The sequence below is a fragment of the uncultured Butyricimonas sp. genome, assembly GCF_959596855.1.
Taxonomy (GTDB): Bacteria; Bacteroidota; Bacteroidia; order Bacteroidales; family Marinifilaceae; genus Butyricimonas; species Butyricimonas muris.
On sequence record NZ_CAUFYA010000003.1, the window covers coordinates 137,816 to 161,605 of the forward strand.

Below are 23,790 nucleotides of genomic sequence, written 5' to 3' on the forward strand. Positions count from 1 at the left end.
GCAGTTACACGCATTTATAATAAAAAGACTTTTATGAACTTAAATAATATTGTACTAGAGGCTTTATACGAAATTAAATGTACCCGGAGATGTGTCCTGTTTAATTTACTTGTGATTATTGGATTATCATGCACCTTTGTTTTACCCTCCCTGCTATTTTCTTCAGAAGGAAAAATGAGTTTTGCATCATTCAATCCTCCATGGTACGCGCAAGCATTATCTTCTTCTCTACCATTTACAACAGCTTATTGCTATAATATCATCCAAGTATTAGTAGTGACTTTTATGGCATCCAATGATTTGAGGCGAACAAAATTAACGGCGATGTCCGCTCTTGATGTACACTCTCAATCCAATATGGATATCATCATCGGATGTTTTCTTGGGCGGGTTGTGGTTTTTAGTTGCATGAGCATTTTATTATTCTTTCTCGCGATTAGTTATAATGCAATATATTATCCCAAGGTATTGAATATTCTGTACTATTTGTTTTACTGGTTGACTTTGACATTCCCAACTTTAATCTATTTTTTGGGGGTATCCGTGTTAATTACCAGAGCCACGAATAATCAAGGTATCAGTATTTTGCTTTTACTAACACTTGCAATAACTACCACCATATACGGTGCCGACATAATGTACAATCTACCCGACCCTATAGCCCGTTATATTCCTAATTTGTTTTCCGATTTCACCGGACATGCTTGCTTACGTCCCTATTTATTGCACCGGACAATATACCTTTTCCTTGGGATATTTTTACTAATCATATCCGCCATCACTTGTCAACGTATTCCAAACACTCCGCATCCCGTTCGCACCAATCTTCTCATTGCCGGTTGCCCATTGACCATTATTATAGTTCTAACGTCAATATATTATATCCACTTTGACCGGATAAATCAGAACGAAAATCAATATCGACAATTATATCTCGAACACGACGCATCTCTCAAGGCTCAGATTGTTACTCACGATATCGTGCTACAAGAAATCGAAAAAAATGAAATCTCCGCTGAAAGTAGAATGACCATGAGCAACAGGAACCCGGAAAACGTTTCTATCATGTTATATTTAAATCCCGGTCTACAAGTCGACCGATTAACTTGTAACAACCACCCATTATCATTCGAACGCAACGGACAAATCATTCTGACAGGCAAACAACTTGCCCCGGGAGATACTTGCTGTTTAACAATGAAATACAGAGGAACAATTGACAATACAGTTTGCTATCTGGACATCCCTGCTTCCCGGAAGAACTCTCCATTTATAAATAGCTATGGTATTTTTCATTTTGGCAATCAACCTGCATTCTGTACCACAGGCTACAAACTATTCACGCCAGAGTGCCTATGGTATCCTGTATGTATCCCACCTACCTGTTTTACGGTTTCTCAAATAAAAAACTTCACCCGTTACTCACTTACCGTACTACACGATGAAAACCACACGGCCATCTCTCAAGGTAAAGCTTTGAATAAAACCATAAACAAAACCATTTTTCTCCATGACCATGATTTACAGGGAATCAGTCTTTGCATCGGGAAGTTCAAAAAAGCCTCATTATTCTTGAATTCTGTTCAAATGCAAGCATACTACAAACCCGAACACGAGTATTTGTTATCCTGTTTCAAACCGGATACGAATATTTTCGAAAATCAATTAGGCTCATACATCTATCTCGTTCGAAAAGAAGAAAAGAACAATCAACCATCTTCCCGAAATAACTCACAACAAAACAACAGGACTATAACACCAATCTATAACTTAAAATATCCTTATACTTGGCTACGACTGGTGGAAACTCCAATAAGTTTCTGTAATTATACCAAAAACGATGAAATCGACGGAGAAATGATACAATGCGGAATGATATTTTTACCGGAAAAACTATCAACCGCTTACTATCAAGCAAAATGGCTCAAACTACCAGACAAAACCGAAATAAACGATTATCTGCATGAATTTCTAGAAAATAATTTCCATGATGGGAAATACAATATCCAATCACTTATCACGAGAAATCAAGGTTACGTGAATTCAAACAAATATCCCATGATAAACGAGGTCTTGCAATATTTAACGCGATATAACCCTAAATCTCTCCACAAAATATCTATAAACGACTATTACGCGATTAAATATATGTCGCATCATAGTTTACTCGATGCAATCAACGACAAAGATTTATCTACAACTGAATTAAGAACATTAATTCAAAAAAAGAGCTATGAATTACGCACATTAATCTGTAGTCAAGTATCAGATAAGCGTTTCAGTACATTTCTCTATCATTTTTTCAAATCACATCGCTTCAAGAATATAAATGAAAATGAATTTGAGGAGAAGTTTAAGATGTATCTTAACATAGATTTAGAAGACATTCTGCAAGATTGGTACCATCGAAATCAACTGCCCGTCTTCCGGGTAGAATCCAAATGTTACAAGTACACTTCCGACTGGCATGAACATGTTTACAACATACACTATAAAGTGTACAACAGCGGTAATGTCGATGGTGTTATAAAGTCTTCAACAGGGGAATGCTGGAATATTTCCAAACACTCCTGCAAAAATATTTTTATTAAAAGTTACGATCTCGGAGATTCTTATTTCTTAGAATTACCCATGTCACAAAATTTACCTGACTGCATAGTATTTAAAAACTACGAACCCGCATTCGACACGTTAAACATGCGGGAAGGAGTTTTTGATGCAGATTCAAATTACTTTAAACAAGATTCTTCCGAAATCATCTTGACCATACTAGATCCTGCATGTGAACAGGTAAATACCACGAACTGGGTACGAAATATTTATAATTATTTTAAAACAGATTCCCTTGTATTCGGTTTTTCCCTAAAGCAGAAACAAGAATGGAAATTAGCGGTTGGTCCGGAATATCTCGGTTTTCCGGTCCAAGGTGAATTAAATAAACCTATCGGCTCCGGAAAGAATTATATTGAATGGAATACGAAATTACAAAAAACAGGAGATTATGAATTATTTTTTTATATCGTGAAATCACAAAACAAATTTTGTTCATTGTACGAGAACACGTTGTATTTTTCCATTTACGACGGGAGTCACTGGCACGATATCAATGTAACGTACAATGACCAAACAACAGGATGGATTTCATTAGGACAATATAAATTCACGAATCATGAGGTGAAAGTAGTCTTCTATGACAAACAAGATTTCATTTCAAATTTACATTCTTTATCAAGTCGAGTTATTCATGTAAATGCGATTAAATTATATCAGTTATAAATGTTTAAATTTACAAATATGAAAAATAGTATTTTAATTGGGTTATTTTCTTTAGTTTTCTTTAGTTGTAACCAAGAAGACGACGTGTTAATAAGCAATAATGTAGAAAATGAGTTATTAGTTTTAAAAAACAAATATGGTTTAAAATACCAAAAGCAAGAATCTACAAAGATTCCTGAAAATGCATTATCAATTGATGAGTTAAAACGATTCTTTACTTCATTCGAATCACAACAAAGCAAATCACGTTACATTGCACGTAATGATTGGGAAGGACATCATTATCCTAATATAGAAGAAGCAGAAGGTGTGAGTTTGGTAGGTGGGCATAATATTAATTTGGGGAGCGATAGCTTGTGGTCTAGTATTAAAATTTATGGAGAAACAATGCTTGATGATATAGATATAATTACATCATGTTCTTTTACTCGAGACATTTTTGAGAATTGGCCTATCCCACAAGATATTATAGTTCGCATAGATCGAAATAAACAAGACTGTAATTTAGTCGATTACGCAGGTGACGAAAATATGGTTTTATTTTTCTATATAAGTATTATGACATTTGATGTTTTCGAAGAAGCCGGAAACGGCCAATATATAGTATGGGGAATTATTTGGGCATTCAATATATCTGGATACATAGATATTCAAAACAACATTTCCGAAATGAACTTAACAACAACTAATTATGATGAATCTCCAGATCACTTTAATTAATTAGTTCCAAATTCCGCATTTTATGATACGAACAAGACTGCCATACTTTCTTGCAGTCTTGTTTTTATTATCACCCAGAATGAATCAAAGAAATTAATAATCCTCTATCAGAAAAACAAATACAGGATTATTGTCACCCAAAAAGAGAATTCTTCTGTCGTAGGCATGTAATTTATACACATGAATAACATTAAACGATAGAATCATGAAAAATCTCTTTTTACTATTTGCCTTTATGATGCTCGGTATTCCTTCTTTTTGCCAAGAAGGGGTTCATTTTCAAGACATCTCTTTCAACGAGGCACTGGCAAAAGCAAAGACTGAAAACAAAATCGTGTTTATAGATTGCTACACTTCGTGGTGCGGTCCTTGCAAGATGATGCTCAACGCTGTTTTCCCGCAAAAGAAGGCGGGGGATTATTTCAACGAGAAATTTATTTGCGTGAAATATGATCTGGAAAAGGGGGAAGGACCGGAATTGGCGAAGAAATACGAGGTGCGATACTACCCGACATTCATGATCCTGAATCCTGACGGAAGTGTTATCCACAAGGTGGTAGGGGGCTCGAGGTCTGTCGATGAATTTATTCAAAGAATCAAAGAGAGTTTTGATGAAAACGAGGCTCTCGGCAGTTTAAACAAGAAATACGCCAAGGCAAGCAGGATAAGGCATTCCTGCTCAAGTACACGGAATCTTTAATCAAGGCATCGGATTTGAAAACTTCCTCCGTTATCGACGATTTGATGCAAGTCTTAAATGACGAAGAAAAATTATCTCCCGATTACTGGTGGATTTTTGAAGTTGTGGAACGCAGTCCCCGGGGATCCGTCGCCGGGAAATACTTATTGGCTAACAGGGAGAAATTCATGGAAGTACAAGGTAAAAAAGCCATTGAGGGCCGTTTTTATCTCGAATACCAATACATCTTCAACCTCATTTTCAGCAATAAAATCCCCAACAAGGATATGAAAACATTAAACGAAATCGAGAAAGAAGTGAAATCCTTGAAACTAGAAAACGAACGCCACCTTCTCGGTCTTATTAATATCGCGAAGGCTATAACGAAAAACGATATTGATCATGTCATTACCACCTGCGAACAAAAGTTCCCTCAAATGAATTTTGCACAAACACCGAAGAAAATTCTTGAATTTCTCTATAAAGATAAGTCCACGGATGCCCAAAAAACCCGCTGGGATGCCCTGATTCAAAAAATGTCCAAATAACTGCAGTTCGGGCAAATACTTACCCCCTCCGCCCTCCCCCATCCTCGGGAGAGAGCGGAGGGGGTAAGTATTTGTTGAAAATCATACCAAAGATGATCTTGTTAAAGAAATGTTATAACAATGAGATATACCTCCTCTTGTTTTAAAAATAAGTTAATACCACTCAAAACGATAACAGCATTTAGCATTCTTTCCTACCTTGCAGATCCATTTACCAATAATTTAAATTGATTTTATGAAAAGCCTTATCTCAATTATTACCTTATTAATGCTCAGCTTTACTGTTTTCGGACAGGGGGTGAACTTCGAGCACCTTACATTCGACGAAGCCTTGGCGAAAGCTAAAGCGGAGAATAAACTCATCTTCATGGATTGCTACACGACGTGGTGTGGTCCATGCAAGTACATGACTGAAAATGTTTTTCCACAAGAGAAAGCGGGAGAATATTTCAACCCGAAATTCGTTTGCGTGAAATTTGACATGGAGAAGGGTGAAGGTCCCGAACTGGCAAAAAGATTCGGCGTCAGAGCCTACCCGACTTTCTTTATTATTCGCCCCGACGGAACTATGCAACATACCGTCGTTGGCGGTGGCGAGGTTGACGATTTTATCGCCCGAATTGAAAAAGGATTGAATGAGAAAACCTCTCTCGACTACTTGAACAAGTTGTACGAGAAGGGGAAAATGAACAAGAAACAACTTATCACTTATCAGATTGCCTTACTTGACGCCTACGACAAAGCCAAAAGCACGGAAGTAAGCGAAAAACTAAATGCCGTTCTAAAAGATAAGGACAAAATGAAAAAAGAATATTGGCCGATCATGGAAAATGACGGTTACGGTTCTGACAATTTCAAACTTGTCGTGAATAATGTCGCCACTTTTAGAAAAACTATCGGTAAAGAGAAGGTGGATTCATACCTATATAATAATTATAGCAGAGCTATCGACAATACCACGCGTCGCGGAGCAAAAGAGCCTGCCGCTCAACTGAATCAAATCCGTCAGGAATTAGCTAACCTCGACTTGGAAAAGAAAGACCAATTAACGGCAAAACTTGACTTGATCGAGGCCGCCGTGAACGGGGATGCAGAGAAAGTCATCTCGTTGGCTTCACGAGAAGATTCCGGCAACGATGTATGGTCTATCGTTTCAGCTCTAACCTCGATCAAATCCAAAGCAACGAAAGAGCAAGCCGGTCGTATCGCGGCTTTAGGAGATAAATTCATCGAGAATGCCGCTCCCGGAAGAGAAAAAGCGTACCTGGAAACAGTTTTCGAGGGTTTCAAAATTGCCGCTCACACGGGAATATACTTCCAAGAATTGACTTATGAACAAGCCTTGGAGAAAGCGAAACAACAACGGAAGAGGCTCTTTATCGACTGCTATACCAGCTGGTGCGGTCCCTGCCAATACATGGCAAACAAGGTATTCACACAAGAGAACGTGGGTGATTTCTTCAACAAGAATTTCATTTGCGTGAAATATGACATGGAGAAAGGTGAAGGTCCGGAATTAGGCAAGAAATTCGGTGTCAGAGCCTACCCGACTTTTGTCATCGTGAACCCGGACGGAAGTATCCGCCACAAGCTTGTAGGCGGCGGTGAAGGTGAAGAATTTATCAAGCGGGTAGAAGAATCTTTCGATGATGAAAAAGCTCTCGGAACTTCCATTACCAAATACAATGAAGGAAACCGGGACAAAGCATTTCTGGCCTCTTACGCGCAAACATTACTCAACCTGTATGATCCGGCAGCGAAAGACGTGGCAAATGAATTGTTTGTAACCTTGAGTGACGAAGAGAAAGTATCTCCCGACTATTGGTTTATCTTTGACAGAAAAGAACTTAGCCCCAAAGGTTCCGACGCGGAGAAATTCCTGTTGGCCAACCGGGCAAAATTCAACGCTACAACAGGAAAAGAAGTTGTTGATACAAGACTGAGCAAAGATTTACAACGGGAACTCATGGAAATCCTTGCCACGAAAGGACAGGCAATCAAAGCAACCCGATTTGACGAGATCACGAAAGAAGTGAAAAGTTTGAAACTAAGCAACGAGAAATCATTGCTCGGGCTTGTGGCTATCGGTAGAGCGGTAAAGAATGGCAATGTCGATCGTTTTCTGGCTACTTGCGAGAAAGAGATGCCAAAAGTAAAAGCAGACAAACGGTTATGTCGCAACTTACTACCCGAGGCACTGACGCACAAAAAGCCCGCTGGAAAAAAATCGCGGATAAATATCTTCAAGAATAATTCGAAAAAGAGAATGTAAATTAAACCGTGTTAGCAAAGAATTGTTTTATTCTCTGCTAACACGGTTTAATTTATACTCTCTACTTTAGAATTTCACCCAAGAAACAAGTTTTTTCCGCGTATTATATATAATTTTACAAAAAACTAAAATAATGGATCGGAATAATGTTTTTATAGAGTCATTATACGGGTATAAATACACGTATAGAAATATCATTTTCAGGATATTCGCTTTTTTAGCAATTATAGGACTTGCCATTTTCCAGTACACTCCGCTGAGTCAAATAAATGATTACGATTCTATCAATGATTTGTTCCGTTATCCCATGGATTGGACATCCATAGCGTTACCTTCGTCAATAGCATTCAAAAGTGCTTACTATTTCAATATTATTCAGCTGATTTTTATTATCGGATTTATCCCGAATGATCTGAAAACATCTAAATGGAAAGCCATGGATGTTTTTCATGCCCGACCACAAAGTAATAGTGAAATTGTAACCGGCAATTTTATTGGCAAACTGCTCGTTTTTGTCATGATAAATTGTTTGTGGTTTCTTTTCTCAATCATTATTAATATTGCATTTTATCCCGGGTCTTTTAAATTATCTTATTATCTCTTCTATCTAATAACTCTTACTTTCCCTTCGTTAGTTTATTTCTTGGGACTTTCTTATCTTGTAACTCGTTTTATTCACAATCAAGGTTTATGCGCCATCGTTTTATTCTTATTATTAGGGGGCATCTCCATTTGGGGAGGCGAAATTTTTAATGGTTTACTTGATCCCTATGCTCGTGAGTTTCCAAATATGTTTTCAGATTTTATAGGACACGTGGGTTTACGAAATTATTTATTACAAAGATCTTGCATCTTGTTAACGGGGATCATTTGCCTTTCATTATCCATAATTTATTATCCCAGAATCCCGAATAATAAAGCCACTGCCAGATATTGTTTATTTATCGTTGGCATCTTATTCAGCGTGGTCGGCGGCATGATGCTATTTTATCATAGCGAATATAAAACAACAGATACAAGTAGAAAACTTTTTGTGCAAGTTTACGAGGATTGTCGAGATTGTCCAAAAGCCAAGATCACGAAACACAATTTGCACGTGAAAAACTCGACAAATAATAGTATTTCAGTTCATAGTCAAATGAATTTGGTAAATAGAAATGCTTGCCCGATTCCCATCATCCTATTCTTGAATCCCGGACTAAAAATCAATTCAGTTGAGATTAATGGAGAACCGGTTAATTTCCGAAGAACACAGCAAGCGATATTTTTAAATAAAGAATTAATTGCAGGGGAAACTTGCAATATTTCAATTGACTACGAGGGAAAGATAGATAATAATATATGTTTTTTGGATGTGAGCCCTGAAAGATACCATCCCACGGATGCTAATAATTATGGAATATACCATTTTGGATACATGCCGACTTTTTGTGAAAAAGAATACAAATTGCTTACCCCGGAGTGTTTATGGTATCCCGTGTGCGACGCTCCCTATAGTCTGTTCGGATGTAGAAATGTCTGTTTTACTCGATACTCTTTAAAAGTCGAACATGCTCCACATCTTGTGGCTATTTCACAAGGGGAGATCCATGAAAATGTACCAGGAGAAACATCCTTTATTCTAGATCATGATATACCGGGTATTACTTTGTGTATCGGGAAGTATGAAAAGCGAGTTCTCATGATTGATTCGACTCGCCTGCAATTTTATTATTTTCCTGGTCACGAACACATTGTAGACAAGTACGACCTTCAAGAAGAGGAGTTGCAGGGTAAGTTATCATTTACAAAAATGAGATTAGAAATGCAGGAATGCATAAAGGACGGGAAATATACATCTAATTTTTTTGAGAATAGAAGCATTGTTGATCCTGTACATCAATACCCTTATCGTTGGCTCACGCTTTTGGAAGTGCCATGCAATTTTTACAGTTTCCCGAGCCTAACGCAATTGACCGGGGAGAGAGAGCAAGGAGGAATTTTCTTTATTCCGGAAAAAATATACCCGCTAAAGGAATATGCTTGTCAAATAAGAACGGATATAGAAGGCTATGGTTCTATCGATTGCCTAGATAGTGATTTCGAAATGTTGATGGGAGAAGGAGGATGTGATATAAAGCCAGTTTTACGGGGCAAAACGAGTTTTATTTTCTCAAAGGAGTATCCTATTATAAATAATGTATTGGGTTATATCTCTAGCGAGGGATTTAGTCAGCGCTCATTCTCGAATAAAGATTATCACATTATTGAATATTTAAAAAACAAGAGTTTAAAAGATGCACTGAATGACCATTCATTAACGTACGATGATGTTAAAAATATCATCCGCAAAAAAAGTATAGAATTACAAATGCGTATCATATTGCACATTAGAAAAAAAGAGTTTTTCGATCAATTCTATAGTGATTTTCTATCAGCTAATCTCTTTAAAGAAACAAACTGGGATGAATTTTGCAAACAGTTTCAACAAACACTCCATGTAAACTTGGATTCTCTTGTTAGAAATTGGTATTATACAGATCAATTACCACTCTTTGAAATAAAGGATGCCCGAATGATAAAAGTGCATCAAGAAGAAAATGCACCATCGGATATATTATACAGTTTCAAAGTATTCAACAAGAGTGATGTACCGGGAATCATAATAACTGGAGATTATCAGAAATGGATAATTCCCCCTCACGAGGGAAAAGAAATCAGAACCTATTGCCAAAGTGAATATGCTCCTGATTACATAGGAATGCCTTTAGCTCAAAATTTGCCGGGTACAATACGAATGAAAACAGAAAATATCGAGAATGTACACATAGATACAGGTACAGGTATTTTCGATCTGGATTCGTCGGCTTTTTTCCAAGGAGAAAATATCCATGAAATTATCGTTGACAACGAAGATTTAGGCTTTAGAGTCGTAAAAGCAGAAGATTTCCATATTTCATCTCTTTTCCGAAAAGAAAAGAGTATCTCTGAAAAATATCAGGACTTTTTTAGAGAAGATAAATGGCAGCCCACGATCAACGAAGGCTTCTATGGTTTCCCGATACGTAGCGCCCTGTACAAACTAGCGGGATCAGGCTTACAAAAAGTAGAATGGAATGTTCAGCTACCACGTGCTGGAGAGTACGAAGTATATTTTTATTATGCACCTCTTTTTAATATGGACCCGAAACTGGAATTTCATTATACGGTTTTTGACGGGAAAAAAGAGCATGAGGTTATTGCAGAAGTAAATAAAGGAGAAGAGGGTTGGATTTCTTTAGGAATTTTTGAATTTTCAAAAAATGCAAAAGTGATTTTGAGTGATAGGGATAGAAAAAATAATCCTAACGGGACACCGCAAGAACTTATAGCAGATGCCATAAAATGGATTAAATTATAATATCATGAACCTCCATTTCCTATCTTACAAGCTATGAGTAAGGAAAGAATTATTGAACCTAGATATTATTTTTGTTAGATTGTTTAAATAAAAAATTAAAGTTATGAGAAAAAATTTATTAATAGTCTTAGCTTTTCTCTCTCTTACAGCTTTTGATATTAAGAAGGTAGAAGCTCCGAAAGTTGAGAATGTAACAGAGAATAAATCTTTCTATATAAAACCTATACCTAAAATTTTAACCCCAACAGAAGGTAAAATTGTCGCCAAGAAAGGACAGACCATTCAAATTAGAACAACGGCAGCGGGAGAACCAACTCCGACATCTATAGTATGGTTTCGTTATGGAATGAATACAAATGCTTATGAATTAAAAGATACAGATAGAATCAGTATAGATAAACTTGGCGCTAACGTAACAATTACAATTAAAGATGCAAAAAAATCAGATAGCGGGATATATGAAATATGCTATATGAATGTAGCAGGCTCCGCTTCAGTATGGGTTACTGTAGAGGTAAAAGAGAAACCAGCACAACTTTAAGAATAAAATTATTCTTGAGTAGGTCTATCCTAGATTTTGTATAAATAGAAAACAGAATTCAGATAAATATTTTTTATATCTTTATTCTGTTTTCAAATACAGACATATCGGATATTCTTGCAATAAAAAAATATGTACAGAAGTTTATTATAATCGTCATCAAAAAAATAATCTTCCAACAATGGTTGTATTTTCTCTCCGTTTTTCATTTATAATTGTCAACCGTTTTTCATTTTCAATTGTTTTACGTAAGTTTGCACCCTAATTTTAGGACGAACTGCTTGAAAAAGCGATAACTCTGCTTCCGTGGGAAGCGAAAAGTAAAAGAGAATCGTGTATGATTGAAAATTTAGTAATTGTCGAGTCTCCGGCGAAAGCCAAGACGATTGAACGTTTTTTAGGAAAAGATTATGTTGTAAAGTCCAGCTTCGGACATATCCGGGATCTTGAAAAAAAAGATTTAGGGATAGATATAGAACATAATTTCCAACCCCAATACGAAATATCTCCCGATAAAAAAGCGATTGTAAAAGAGTTGAAGCAACTCGCGAAAGAGGCCAAGACCGTGTGGCTGGCTTCCGATGAGGACCGCGAGGGAGAAGCCATTGCCTGGCACCTGTTTGAAGTGCTCGGCTTAAAAAAGGAAAACACAAAACGGATTGTTTTTCACGAGATCACGAAAGATGCCATACTGCATGCCATCAATAACCCGCGGGATATTGACGGTAACTTGGTGAACGCCCAACAAGCCCGTCGGGTACTCGACCGACTGGTGGGATTTGAAGTTTCTCCGGTTCTCTGGAAGAAGGTAAAACCATCGCTTTCTGCCGGACGGGTTCAGTCCGTGGCGGTAAAACTCATCGTGGAGAGAGAGCGAGAAATCAATCATTTCGAGGAACAAAAGTACTATAAAGTAATCGGTACATTCGAAACGAAAGATGCTAACGGGAATATCACACCCCTGAAAGCGGAATTATCCGAGCGTTTCTCCACGCGGGAAGAAACACTCAAGTTCTTAGAAGCTTGTAAAGAAGCATCCTTCTCGGTCAGCGATGTGGTAACAAGACCGACCAGTCGTAAACCGGCTCCGCCTTTCACGACTTCCACGTTACAACAGGAAGCCTCCCGGAAACTCGGTTTCTCCGTTTCCCAAACCATGTCCGTGGCACAAAAGCTTTACGAGCAGGGATCGATCACTTACATGAGAACGGACTCCGTGAACCTGTCCCAACTGGCCATCGGTGCAGCCAAAGCAGTGATCACGAATGCCCTTGGCGAAAAATATTCCAAGCCCCGGAATTACGCAACCAAAACCAAAGGGGCACAGGAAGCCCACGAGGCTATCCGCCCGACCTACATGGACAAAGAATCCATTAGCGGGGATCGTAACGAACAGCAACTTTACGCCTTGATCCGTAAACGGACACTGGCATCCCAAATGGCAGACGCGGAGTTGGAAAAAACTACCGTAACCATTGCCATTTCGGGACAAAAATATATATTCGAGGCAGAGGGAGAAGTCATCATCTTCGACGGTTTCTTGAAAGTTTACATGGAATCGTTCGATGACGAGAAAGAAGATGACGAGGCAGCATTACTACCCGCCATTCGCAAGGGCGACCAACTGGAACGCTCGCTTGTGCAGGCACAGGAACAATACACACTGCACCCGCCCCGTTACACGGAAGCAAGCCTCGTGAAAAAAATGGAGGCCTTGGGTATCGGGCGTCCTTCTACCTACGCGCCGACAATTACCACAATTCAAAACAGAGGCTATATTCTCCGGGAAAGCCGGGACGGGGTTGACCGGGAACTGGACCAAATCGATTTAAAAGGACAAAATATCAAAATAAACAAGATCAAGAAGACTTTCGGGGCAGAAAAGAAGAAACTTTTCCCCTCGGATATCGGGATGGTCGTTACTGATTTCCTGTCCCAGTATTTTACCAACATCATGGATTACAATTTCACTGCCAAAGCAGAAACCGCACTCGATCATATCGCTGAAGGAGAAATCGAATGGCAATCCATGATCGGCTCTTTCTACCGTCCTTTCCACGCAAACGTGGAGAAAACGCTGAAAGAGTCGGAGCGTAACAGAGGAGAACGCGTACTGGGAACGGAACCTCAAACAGGTGAAACGGTGAGCGTTCGTATCGGGCGTTTCGGACCTATGGCTCAAATCGGCGAGGGTGAAAATGTACGGTATGCCGGGCTACTAAAAGGGCAATTAATGGAAACCATCACGCTGGAAGAAGCTCTTGATTTGTTTAAATTTCCTCGCCAGTTAGGCGAATATGAAGACAAACCCGTCAGCGTGGGAATCGGTCGTTTCGGACCGTACATCAAACATAATCAGCTCTTCGTTTCTTTGAAAAAAGGAGTTGACGAGCCGGGTACAATCACGCTGGAAACCGCTATCGAGCGTATCGAGGAAAAGCGGGAAATCGAGAGAAACCGGAAGATCAAAGAATTTGATAATGGTGTTCAAATCCTTAACGGACGTTTCGGACCTTATATTACTTTCAATAAAGAGAACTATAAAATCCCGAAAGGACAAGAGGCCGATAAATTGACGTTCGAGGAAACCATGGCTATCATAGCGAAAGGTAACGACACCAAAAAGAAAACGACGAAAAAAACAACAAAGAAGACAGCAGAAAAAACAACAGAAAAAACGAAAAAAACAACCACAAAAAAGAAGAGTAAAAAGAGTGAGTAAGTGAATATATAGAAGGGAATAAAATTTATTTGCATAAAACCAATCCATTTTATATATTCGTACCCTCGAAAATAGATTATTTCGTGTGGAAAACATAAAATTTTAATATAAATGGCAACATTACAAAAAATTAGAAATCGCGGCGGACTACTTGTTAGTATCGTGATTGGTTTGGCCCTTGTGGCTTTCATTGTTGGAGATGCGCTTAGTTCTGGAGCCAGCCTTCTTAACCGCTCTAAAAATCAAGTCGGAGAGATCGCCGGAGAAGCTATCAGCATTCAGGATTATCAGCAAAAGGTAGCGGAGAACGAGGAAACGATCAAATCAATGAACAATTTACCTTCTTTAAACGAAGAGCAACAACGAATGATTCGCGAAAACACGTGGAATCAGATTGTGTCCGAAAACATCATGCAAAAAGAATATGAAAGTCTTGGGCTAGGTGTCAGCGGAGATGAGTTGTTCGATTTCACTTTAGGGGAAAATATGCATCCCAGTATCAAACAATTGTTCACCGATCCGCAAACCGGTGCTTTCGATAAAAATCTTGCCAGAGAAAGAATACAAATGATCTTAAACGCTCCCGCCAATAATATGCAAGCTCAAGCAAGCAAACAATATTGGTTGAACATGGAAGAGCAGGTAGAAGCAGCACGCAAGCAAGAGAAATACAATTCATTGTTGATGAAAGGTATGTTTATCCCGAACGAGGTTGCAAAAGAATACGCCGAGAATGCTTTAACGACTGTTGACATCAGCTTCATCTCGAAGAGTTATAACACGGTAAGCGATTCAGCCGTAAGCGTGACGAACAACGAAATAAAAGATTATTACAATTCACACAAATACCTGTTCGAACAACAGGAAATGCGGCAAATCGTTTACGTGAACTTTGACGTTTCCGCTTCAGCCGAAGATATTCAAGAAACAGAAGAATGGGTAAAAGAGTCCATTCCGGAATTTACCAATGCAAGTAACGTGATTGAATTCGCTAATCTTTCATCCGAAAAAAGATTCCAACCCAAATACTACAAAAAAGGAGAAATCGGGAATGAAGAATTGGATGAATTTCTTTTCACTGAAAAAGGTAACGGCGTGTACGGACCTTACTTGCAAGACAACGCGTACAATATTGCACGCGTAGCCGACCGTAAAGTAATGCCCGACTCTGTAAAAGCCCGCCATATCTTGATTTCAACCCAAACGATGGAGGCTTCCCGTGCTGAGAAATTAGCGGACAGTCTGGCTGGATTAATCCGTAAAGGAGGCGACTTCGACGAACTTGCCAGAAAATATTCCGCGGATCAAAATTCAGCTATCAACGGGGGTGACTTGGGATGGTTTACACAGGAGATGATGATTCCTTCATTCAGTGACACTGCATTTATTGCCAAGAAAAATGAAGTTAAAATCACGAAAACTCCTTACGGCTACCACGTTCTTCAAGTAATGGACATGACAAAACCGGTAGAGAAAGTATTACTCGGAATCATTGCCAAAGAGATTACCCCGTCACAACAGACGGTCAACAAAATCTACAATGATGCCCGTACTTTCGCTAACAATATCAACACGCTTGCCGATTTCGACGCGGCTGTTACCGCCAACAATCAAACCAAGCGTATCGCGAATTTAGGTAAAAACGACGCTACTATCCCGGGTATCGAAAGTGCCAGAGAGATTATCCGTCAGGCTTACTTAACGGATAAACCGGGATTCATCCTTATGGACAAGGAGAAATCTCCGATTTTCGAAACAGGGGATAAATTCACGGTTGCCGTGTTAACCAACATTCAAGAAGAAGGTATCGCACCGTTAAACAGTGTAGCCCCCATGATTCGTACCGAACTTATCAGAAAGAAAAAAGGTGAAATCATCGCAAAAGAATTGACCGGTGCTATCTCCGGTAGCGAAAGTTTGCTTTCTGTCGCTCAAAAGGCAAACGCGCAAGTTATGGACGCGACAGATGTCAGCTTCAGTTCATTCCAAATCCCCGGAGCCGGAATCGAACCCAAGTTAATCTCTGAAGTGATGACCTTGCAGGAAAATCAAATCTCCAAACCGATTATCGGCAATCAAGGAGTGTATGTAGTTGTAGTTAATTCCAAAACCGTTGAAACGGTTACCCCCGAACAAATCGAGGCTGCAAAGAATTCAGCACTACAAATGAACATGACCAAAATTTATTATCAGACTCTTCCCGCCTTGATTAAGAAAGCAGGAGTTACCGATGCCAGATATAAATTTTACTAATAGCCTAAACCACAAACCAAGAAAACCGTCCGATACACCGGGCGGTTTTCTTTTGTCAAAAAAAGCGCTATTTTTGTTTTGAAAAATAAATACGACATGGAAGAATATTTCGCACATGAAACAGCCGTCATTGACGAAGGCGCAATCATAGGAAAAGGAACTAAAATATGGCATTTCTCACATATCATGAGCAATTGCCGCATCGGGGAAAACTGCAATATCGGACAGAATGTAGTAATCTCTCCCGACGTCATTCTGGGAAACCAAGTGAAGGTACAAAACAACGTATCGGTCTACACGGGCGTGACCTGCGATGATGACGTATTTTTGGGTCCTTCCTGCGTGTTCACGAATGTAACGAACCCGCGGAGTGCCGTGAACCGCAAAAGCCAGTACGCACGGACGCACGTGGGTAAAGGTGCGACAATCGGGGCAAACGCAACCATCGTCTGCGGGCATGACATCGGGGCTTACGCCTTTATCGGCGCCGGGGCTGTCGTGACCAAAACCGTCCCCGCTTACGCCTTGCTGGTCGGGAATCCGGCACGCCAACTGGGATGGATGAGCGAATACGGGCATAGGCTGCATTTCGACAAAGACGGCATCGCCGAATGTCCCGAAAGCAAACAACGGTATCGCTTGCAAAACGGTATTGTAGAAAAGATTACAGAATAATAATATAAAATATTCCATCATGAATATAGCCATGGTAGACCTTCACGGGCAATACGAACGTATTCGGGAAGAGATAAACCACGCCATACAGGAAGTCCTCGACTCCGCGGCATTTATCAACGGACCGCAAGTAAAACAATTTGAACAACACCTCGCGGAATACAATCAAGTGGAGCACGCGATAACTTGCGCGAACGGAACCGATGCCCTGCAAATTGCCTTGATGGCCTTAGGCTTACAACCGGGAGACGAAGTAATTGTACCCGTGCATACCTACGTGGCAACGGCGGAAGTGATAGCCTTATTACACCTGAAACCCGTGTTCGCCGATTGTGTGGCAGACCGCTTCACGATAGACGTTACCCGGATTGAAGAAAAAATCACCCCCCGCACGAAAGCCATCGTACCCGTTCACCTGTACGGTCAATGTGCCGACATGGAGCCTTTGATGGAAATTGCCAAACGCCACAACCTCTTCGTGGTGGAGGATGCCGCGCAATCCATCGGGGCGGAGTACACTTTCAGCGACGGACGGAAACTGAAATCCGGGTGTATCGGCGATATCGGCACCACTTCATTTTTCCCGTCCAAGAACTTGGGATGCTACGGGGACGGCGGAGCCTTATTTATCCGGGACGCCCGACTGGCAGAACGTGCCCGCATGATTGCCAATCACGGGCAAAAGATTAAATACCACCACGATATCGTGGGTTGCAATTCCCGGCTGGACACGCTACAAGCCGCCATTCTCGACGTGAAATTACGTTATCTCCGCGAATACACTGCCGCCCGTAACCGGGTTGCCGACAAATACGACGAGGGACTGGCTTCCGTCAAAGGCATTATACTTCCCGCCCGAGCTACCAACAGCACGCACGCGTTCCACCAGTACACGATACGAGTGGCAGACAAACGCAGGGATGAGCTGAAGACTTTCCTGCAATCCCAAGGCATCCCGAGCATGATATATTACCCGGTTCCTTTACACCTGCAACAAGCCTACCTCCGCGAAGGACAAGGGAAAGGCTCGTACCCCGTGTCGGAGCAACTGAGCGAAGAGGTACTATCCCTGCCCATCCACACGGAAATGAAACCAGAGGTTCAAGAATATATCATACAACAAATACACGCGTTTTTTAATCAATAATACCCGTTCCATGAACATTATCACCATCGTAGGGGCAAGACCTCAATTCGTGAAAGCGGCAGTAGTCAGCCGGGAAATCAGCACTCGCGACGATATTCACGAAACCATCATACACACGGGGCAACACTTCGACCCCAATATGAGTGATTTGTTTTTCGAGGAAATGCGGATTCCCGCTCCCGGTTACAACCTCAATATCAACAGCCTGAGTCACGGTGCCATGACCGGTAAGATGCTTGAAGAAATCGAAAAGGTACTTATAGACAAGAAACCGGACTGGGTGCTTGTATACGGGGACACGAACTCCACCCTCGCCGGGGCTCTTGCCGCGAAGAAATTACATATCCGGGTGGCACACGTGGAAGCCGGGTTGCGTTCATTCAACATGACCATGCCGGAAGAAATCAACCGGATTCTGACAGACCGCATTTCCGATATCCTTTTCTGCCCGACGGAAACGGCTACCCGAAACCTGCAAAATGAAGGCTTCGACCATTTCGACTCCCGTGTCGTGCTATCGGGAGATGTCATGCTGGACGCCGCCCTTTTCTACCGGCAATACAGCCGTCCGCCACAAATCGAACTGAAGCGGGATTTCGTACTCGCCACCCTGCACCGGGCTGAAAACACGGATACTCCCGAATACTTGTCGGAAATCATCCGAGCACTGGAAACGATTTCACGGGAGCAAGACGTCCTTCTCCCCCTTCATCCCCGTACCCGGGCAAAACTGGAGGCTTCGGGCTATAATACCCGACTCTCCCCCATTCGTTTCATCGACCCCGTGGGATACCTTGAAATGATTCACTTACTGGACAAATGCTCGCTCGTCATGACGGATAGCGGGGGATTACAAAAAGAGGCTTTCTTCTTCCGGAAATATTGTATCACGCTCCGGAACGAAACGGAATGGACGGAACTCGTCGACCACGGTTACAATACCTTGGCGGGAAATTCATACGACAGAATTATCCAAGCCTACCGGGAGCAACCGCATCCTGACTTTTCTACCCCCCTGTACGGTGACGGACATGCCGCAAAAGTGATTGTCGATACTTTAATCGAGGCGTAAGATGAAAAAGAAAGTTCTGATTATTACCTACTATTGGCCGCCAAGCGGGGGACCGGGAGTGCAACGGGTGCTAAACTTCGCAAAATACCTGCCCAAGTACGGGTGGGAACCCGTGATACTGACCGTCAGAAAAGGCGAGTATCCCGCTAAAGACCCCTCGTTGGAAAAAGAAATCCCGTCGCACCTAAAAGTGTACAAGACAAAAACTTTCGAACCGTTCTCCATTTTCAAACTGGTTTCCGGCAAAAAGAAGGACGACGCAATCGGGACCTATATTCTCTCCGAGAAAAGCCCGAACCTCGTCACCCGCCTCTCCAAATGGATTCGGCTCAACCTCTTCATCCCCGATGCCCGTGTCGGTTGGAAACGTTACGCCGTGAGGGAAGGAAAGAAAATCATCCGGTCGGAAAACATTGATTTGATTCTCACCTCCTCTCCTCCCCATTCGTTGCAACTAATCGGTCAAGCCCTTGCCCGAAAAACGGGGAAACCGTGGATTGCCGACTATCGCGACCCGTGGAAAGAGGTCGTTTACAACCAAAACTTGAAAAGGAGTGCCCGTGCCGAGCGTAAAGACCGTCGTCTGGAACACGACGCCTTGAATGCCGCCGATGGCATCGTATCCATCAGCAAGGACATCCTGCAATTGCTCGAAAGCAAACGCGAAAAACTGCGAAACGGTTGTCTGGTCTTCAATGGTTACGACAACCGTCCGGCTCCCCTCCCGCGCAACGACTGCCCCGTGATTACTTACACGGGAGTACTTTCAGTCACCCGTATCCCGACACCCTTACTCCCCGCCCTTCGGGAATTGCGGGAAGAAAATATACGGTTCCGGCTGAAATTCATCGGGAACACCTGTCCCGAACTGCGACAACTCGTGGAGGAAAACGGGCTGACCGCCGACACGGAATACATATCCTATCTCCCCCACGACGAATCGATACGCCATATAAACTCGTCCGACGCCCTGTTACTTGTCATTGATAACGTACCGAACAACAAGGGCATCCTTACCGGAAAATTGTTCGAGTACATCGGGGCTCAACGTTCCATCCTCGCCGTCGGCAATACCGAGGGAGAAGCCCGCCATATCATCGACGAATGTCAATGCGGGGAAATGGTCGACTACAATGACACGGAAGGTGCCAAAAGAATATTACGCAAACTCCACGAGGCATGGCAACGTCAAACACCCGCCTACTCGTTCTCGAACAGTTCCCGTTATTCCCGCGAGGCAACCACCGGGGAACTGGCTCACTTCATGAATCACGTGCTTTCCCGGCACACGAAATAAACAAGCCTATGAAACTGAAAAATGCCCTATTCTTCGGAAAAAGATTGTTGACCGATTTCAACGAGAACAAGCATCTGGCTACTTGCACGGACAACAAAAGCACTGAACTGACTTATTATTATTTTCTTTTTGAAGAGGACAAAATCAACACGCGGGGCGGCAACCACCCGTTCCAATTTGATGAAGCGGGTATTCCCCTCGTACACTCCTACATCGACGTGGTTGACGGGAAAGGATATTACTATTACCCAATCACCATCGGGCAATACGCTTTGGCCGTGTTTCATAGCTGGCTCAAAACACATGATAGCGAAAAGAAAGCCTATTTCCTCCGCTTTGCCGATTGGTTCATGCAGCAACGGGAGGAATCGCCCGAATTGGGTTGTTACTGGCTGACCGAAACCGCCAAACCGGAATACCGCGTCACCACCCCGTGGAAATCGGCATTCACCCAAAGCCGGGCTATCTCTATCCTCTTGCGGGCATGGCAAATGACACAAAACACGGAATACCTGCACGCGGCAACACTTGCCCTTATCCCTTTCACGAAAGATATATCCGAAGGCGGTGTTTCCGTTGACCGGGCAATCGGCGAAACATTCTATGAAGAGTACACGGCTGCCTACCCTACCCGCGTGTTGGACGGACATATATTCTCGCTCTTCGGTCTACACGATTACATTCGTGCCGTCCCGGAAGAAGTGAATCCCGACGGGCATGCCCTCGCCCTCCATCTATTCAAGGAAGGTGTGGAAGGGCTTATCCGCCAACTACCTAAATTCGACATGGGTTATTGGTCCCGCTTCAACCGCTGCGACCTGCCCGGTTACCCGCAAAACGACCCCTGCACTATCGGCTATCTCCGGCTGGTACGCCATCAATTGCTAGTACTCCACCAAATCACGGGTAAAGACGAATTACGCGCATACAGTGAAAAATTCCGCCGGTACGACAATATCCGGAATATCCTGAAAATGTATCGCCATAAATTCAAGGCTCTGAAAAAACTGAACAGGTTATAGCCCCATCCCTTGCTACCACTACATAACCCTTGCCCTACCTTATAAGTAGTGCATGAACGGAGCATATACACAGCATAAACACTGATTTACGTTTATGCTACGTTCATGCTACGTCCATGATACGTTCATGAGGTAGAGCAAGGGTTAAGAATAGGCTGCCCAACCATAAAATAAGTATAGATATTCCGTATCTCTCATTTTTGTGTTACTTTTGTAAAAAATGCAACCGATGTCCAATTAATCAACAAAGAATATGTGCGGAATAGCCGGAATATTTGAACGCGACAAGGATAACAAAGAATTGATGTCGGAAATGCTGACCGCCATAAAACACCGCGGTCCGGATGACCAAGCCGTCTATGTCCACCGGGATTTTACTCTCGGGCATCGGCGCTTGTCCATTATCGACGTGACAACTTGCGGGAATCAACCCATATTCAACGAGGATAAAACGGTTTGCGTTATTTTCAACGGGGAAATATACAATTACGAGGAGATACGGGAAGAATTAAAAAATAAAGGACACGTGTTTTACACGGCTACCGACACGGAGGTGCTGGTTCACTTGTACGAGGAACACGGTACCGGATTCTTCAACAAGCTGAACGGTATTTTCGCTTTTGCCTTGTTGGACATGAAGAACGAGCGCTTGATTCTTGCCCGGGACCATTTCGGGGTGAAACCGCTTCACTATTTTTTGAAAGACGGCGTACTGGTATTCGGCTCGGAGCAAAAATCCATTATCCTTCATCCCAAGTACGAGCGACAACTCAACCTGAAGGCCTTACACGTTCACTTGAACTTGCGGTACACGCAAGGCAACGAAACCCTGTTCGAGGGAATCAAACGTATCCCGCCGGCACATTATGCCGTGTTCGAGAAAGGGTTGTTCACGGTAAAACGTTACTGGCAATTGTCTGTCGATGTCGATCGCTCCATCACGGAAGACGAAGCAAAGGAGCGGATGAACGCGTTGATCAAACAGGCCGTGAAACGCCAGCTGGTGAGTGACGTCCCCGTGGGAGTATATCTTTCGGGAGGGTTGGATTCTTCCGCTATCGTGCAAAAGATGCATGAATTGGGAGTACCGGAAATCAACACGTTTACCATGGGATTCAACGAACCCACGGACGAATTTCCCGACGCGCAACAGATAGCGGATTACTTTCATACGAATCATCACACGTTGAGTCTGTCGATGAACCCGATGCAACAAATGCCACAAGTTATATGGCACGCGGAAGAACCGAAAATCAATTTGTTGCAGGGATTCAACATGTCGGCGTTCGTCCACCCCACGGTGAAAGTTGTACTGGGGGGATTAGGCGGGGACGAGCTATTTGCCGGGTACGATATTCACAAGTTCGTTTACCCGTTCAACCAATGGCACCGCCATATGCCGCGATGGATGCAACGCTTCGGACGTTGGAAATCGGATTTTATTTTCAAACTACAAAATAATTCCAAGTCTTTGAAGTATGACGAGTACCGACGGGGAGTGCAAATGCTTCTCTCGATCGGGGACGTGGAGCACTTTTATCTCATCCTCCGTAACGCGTGGGATTACGACATGCCATTCTACAAGAATATTTACTCGGAGAAGTTTTTGCATCAACACCAAGTGGAACTTATTCCGGTTCACAAGGAGTTCGATAAGATTTTCAACGACGTGAAGAACGAGAACGCACTAAATCAAGTGCTATACACGGAGTTCCAGTCCAAAATGGTAAATGATTACCTGCTCACGGACGACCGGATGTCAATGGCTCATTCCGTGGAAGAACGGGTGCCTTTCCTCGACCGGGAGCTGGTGGATTTCGGATTCTCTCTGCCCGTGGAACTTAAAATCAAGAATAACCAGACGAAGTATCTGTTCCGGGAAGCCATGAAACCCTATCTGCCGCCCAAGATCATCACCAAGAAGAAATGGGGATTCACGGTGAACCCGTATCTCCAGTTCAAGAAGGATTTGAAGGATACCGCCGAAAAGATTCTGACGAAGGAATACATCGAAAAACAAGGTATATTCAATTACGAATATATCCGGTATATCTTGGATTACCCGGCTCATCCGAAACTCCGGTGGCACTATAATTTCATTTGGATTATCCTAGGACTCGCGATTTGGGAACAGCAATTTATCTATAAACGGGTGGAAGATAATATTGAGGCTTATTATTAAAGGGA

At 42.2% G+C, this 23,790-nt stretch carries 15 protein-coding genes; all 15 read left to right on the forward strand.

Annotated features, from left to right (window positions below):
- Window positions 1–33: 33 nt before the first annotated feature.
- The 15 genes from Q5866_RS02570 to asnB all read left to right on the forward strand — a co-directional run bounded on the left by Q5866_RS02570 (window position 34) and on the right by asnB (window position 23,785).
- Window positions 34–3,276: a hypothetical protein gene (locus Q5866_RS02570; protein WP_303178596.1), complete on the forward strand. Its 3,243-nt coding sequence runs from the start codon at window positions 34–36 to the stop codon at window positions 3,274–3,276.
- An 18-nt stretch (window positions 3,277–3,294) separates the two neighbouring features.
- Entirely contained in the window at window positions 3,295–3,996 is a 702-nt protein-coding gene (locus Q5866_RS02575; protein ID WP_303178598.1) for a hypothetical protein, read from the forward strand.
- A gap of 205 nt (window positions 3,997–4,201) precedes the next feature.
- Window positions 4,202–4,696 (forward strand): thioredoxin domain-containing protein, encoded by a 495-nt coding sequence (locus tag Q5866_RS02580; protein ID WP_303178600.1) that lies wholly within the window; start codon window positions 4,202–4,204, stop codon window positions 4,694–4,696.
- A gap of 167 nt (window positions 4,697–4,863) precedes the next feature.
- Complete coding sequence (locus Q5866_RS02585; protein WP_303178602.1) at window positions 4,864–5,223, forward strand: hypothetical protein; 360 nt, start codon at window positions 4,864–4,866, stop codon at window positions 5,221–5,223.
- 235 nt (window positions 5,224–5,458) lie between these two features.
- A complete protein-coding gene (locus Q5866_RS02590; protein WP_303178604.1) occupies window positions 5,459–7,495 on the forward strand; it encodes a thioredoxin family protein in 2,037 nt (678 codons plus the stop codon).
- Window positions 7,496–7,628: 133 nt separating this feature from the next.
- A complete protein-coding gene (locus Q5866_RS02595) occupies window positions 7,629–10,874 on the forward strand; it encodes a hypothetical protein (protein WP_303178606.1) in 3,246 nt (1,081 codons plus the stop codon).
- 103 nt (window positions 10,875–10,977) lie between these two features.
- Window positions 10,978–11,415 (forward strand): immunoglobulin domain-containing protein, encoded by a 438-nt coding sequence (locus Q5866_RS02600; RefSeq protein WP_303178608.1) that lies wholly within the window; start codon window positions 10,978–10,980, stop codon window positions 11,413–11,415.
- A gap of 337 nt (window positions 11,416–11,752) precedes the next feature.
- Complete coding sequence (topA, locus tag Q5866_RS02605) at window positions 11,753–14,137, forward strand: type I DNA topoisomerase (protein WP_303178610.1); 2,385 nt, start codon at window positions 11,753–11,755, stop codon at window positions 14,135–14,137.
- A gap of 111 nt (window positions 14,138–14,248) precedes the next feature.
- Window positions 14,249–16,390 carry a peptidylprolyl isomerase gene (locus Q5866_RS02610; RefSeq protein WP_303178612.1) on the forward strand — a complete coding sequence of 714 codons (2,142 nt, stop codon included), beginning with the start codon at window positions 14,249–14,251 and terminating at the stop codon, window positions 16,388–16,390.
- Between the two features lie 96 nt (window positions 16,391–16,486).
- Window positions 16,487–17,065, forward strand: a complete 579-nt coding sequence (locus tag Q5866_RS02615) for an acyltransferase (protein WP_099291161.1) — start codon at window positions 16,487–16,489, stop codon at window positions 17,063–17,065.
- A gap of 19 nt (window positions 17,066–17,084) precedes the next feature.
- Entirely contained in the window at window positions 17,085–18,212 is a 1,128-nt protein-coding gene (locus Q5866_RS02620; RefSeq protein WP_303178615.1) for a DegT/DnrJ/EryC1/StrS aminotransferase family protein, read from the forward strand.
- A 10-nt stretch (window positions 18,213–18,222) separates the two neighbouring features.
- Window positions 18,223–19,284, forward strand: a complete 1,062-nt coding sequence (wecB, locus tag Q5866_RS02625; RefSeq protein ID WP_303178617.1) for a non-hydrolyzing UDP-N-acetylglucosamine 2-epimerase — start codon at window positions 18,223–18,225, stop codon at window positions 19,282–19,284.
- Between the two features lies 1 nt (window position 19,285).
- Complete coding sequence (locus tag Q5866_RS02630; RefSeq protein ID WP_303178618.1) at window positions 19,286–20,581, forward strand: glycosyltransferase family 4 protein; 1,296 nt, start codon at window positions 19,286–19,288, stop codon at window positions 20,579–20,581.
- An 8-nt stretch (window positions 20,582–20,589) separates the two neighbouring features.
- Complete coding sequence (locus tag Q5866_RS02635; protein WP_176554973.1) at window positions 20,590–21,603, forward strand: D-glucuronyl C5-epimerase family protein; 1,014 nt, start codon at window positions 20,590–20,592, stop codon at window positions 21,601–21,603.
- A 253-nt stretch (window positions 21,604–21,856) separates the two neighbouring features.
- Entirely contained in the window at window positions 21,857–23,785 is a 1,929-nt protein-coding gene (gene asnB / locus Q5866_RS02640; RefSeq protein ID WP_303178622.1) for an asparagine synthase (glutamine-hydrolyzing), read from the forward strand.
- Window positions 23,786–23,790: the final 5 nt, after the last annotated feature.